This is a genomic window from Parafrankia sp. Ea1.12 (genome assembly GCF_900465275.1).
Lineage (GTDB): Bacteria > Actinomycetota > Actinomycetes > Frankiales > Frankiaceae > Parafrankia > Parafrankia soli.
Genome location: NZ_UBIZ01000427.1, coordinates 1 through 1,127 on the forward strand (window position 1 = coordinate 1; position 1,127 = coordinate 1,127).

Sequence of the window (1,127 nt, forward strand, 5' to 3'; positions counted from 1 at the left end):
GGGCGGGTACATCTTTTGCTATGAGGTATGCGACGGGTGGCGGGTTGACGCCCGCCGGGCAGGTGGAACGGGAGCGGGTTCGGTTGGCCGCGGCTGACCGGTTCGCCGCGGGAGCGACACGGACGGAGGTGGCGCGGGAATTCAAGGTGACTCCGAAAACAGCGGGCTGCTGGTATCGGGCGTGGGAGTCAGGGGGCGCGGCGGCGTTGCGGTCGGCTGGTCCGTTGTCGCGGTGCCGGTTGGATGATCGGGATCTGGGCCGGTTGGAGGCGATCCTGCGCCGGGGGCCGGGGGTGTACGGCTGGGAGGATCAGCGGTGGACCCTGGCCCGGGTCGCCGAGGTGATCAGGCGGGAGTTCGGGGTCGAGTACACGCTGCCGGGGGTGTGGATGTTGTTGGACCGTCACGGCTGGTCGTGTCAGCTGCCGGCGCGCCGCGCGGTCGAACGTGACGACACCGCGGTGCGGGGCTGGTCCGAGCAGGGGTGGCCGGTGGTAAAACCACTGCGGCGGTCCGGGATGCCTGGGTCTGTTTCCTCGACGAGACAGGGCAGGGACTGCGGCCGCCACGAGGACGGACGTGGGCGCGCCGCGGAGTGACCCCGGTGGTGCGGGTGCCGGGGCGGGGTGGGTCCGGGCGGGTGAGTGTGGTCGGGATGGTCTGCTACAAACCCGGGCAGCGGGCCCGGTTGCTCTACCGGGCTCGGGTCAGCCACGGCCGTCCGGGTGAGCGTAAGGGGTTGGGCTGGGGGGACTGCCGGGATCTTCTGCTGGCTGGGCATGCGCAGCTTCCCGGGGGCCGGCTGGTGGTGGTGTGGGACCGGTTGAACATCCATCTCCAGGCCGAGATGACCGGCTTCCTGGCCGCGCACGCCGGCTGGGTGAGCGTCGTATGGCTGCCTGCCTACGCGCCTGAGTTGAACCCGGCCGAGGGTGTCTGGTCGTATCTGAAACGTACAACCCTGGTGCACCTGGCCGCCCGTGGTATCGACCAGGTCTATCAGGCCGTCAAGCACGGACTGAAACGTATGCAGTACCGGCCGGGACTACTCATCGGGTTCCTCACCGAAACCGGACTGACCTGGAAAGATCTCCGATCAACATAACTTCACACGTTAATCTTCAGTA

General features: G+C 68.1%; 2 protein-coding genes. Both read left to right on the forward strand.

The annotated features are described in order from the left end of the window. Nucleotides 1-20: 20 nt before the first annotated feature. The gene (locus tag FMEAI12_RS40180; protein ID WP_112108038.1) at nucleotides 21-599 is read left to right on the forward strand and encodes a winged helix-turn-helix domain-containing protein; all 579 of its coding nucleotides are present in this window, start codon (nucleotides 21-23) and stop codon (nucleotides 597-599) included. A 41-nt stretch (nucleotides 600-640) separates the two neighbouring features. Next, nucleotides 641-1,105 carry a transposase gene (locus FMEAI12_RS24815; protein ID WP_235014441.1) on the forward strand — a complete coding sequence of 155 codons (465 nt, stop codon included), beginning with the start codon at nucleotides 641-643 and terminating at the stop codon, nucleotides 1,103-1,105. Nucleotides 1,106-1,127 lie beyond the last annotated feature (22 nt).

Coding starts and splice junctions, on each gene's coding strand:
- FMEAI12_RS40180 (WP_112108038.1), top strand. CDS start 21: ATGAGGTATGCGACGGGTGGCGGGTTGACGCCCGCCGGGCAGGTGGAA.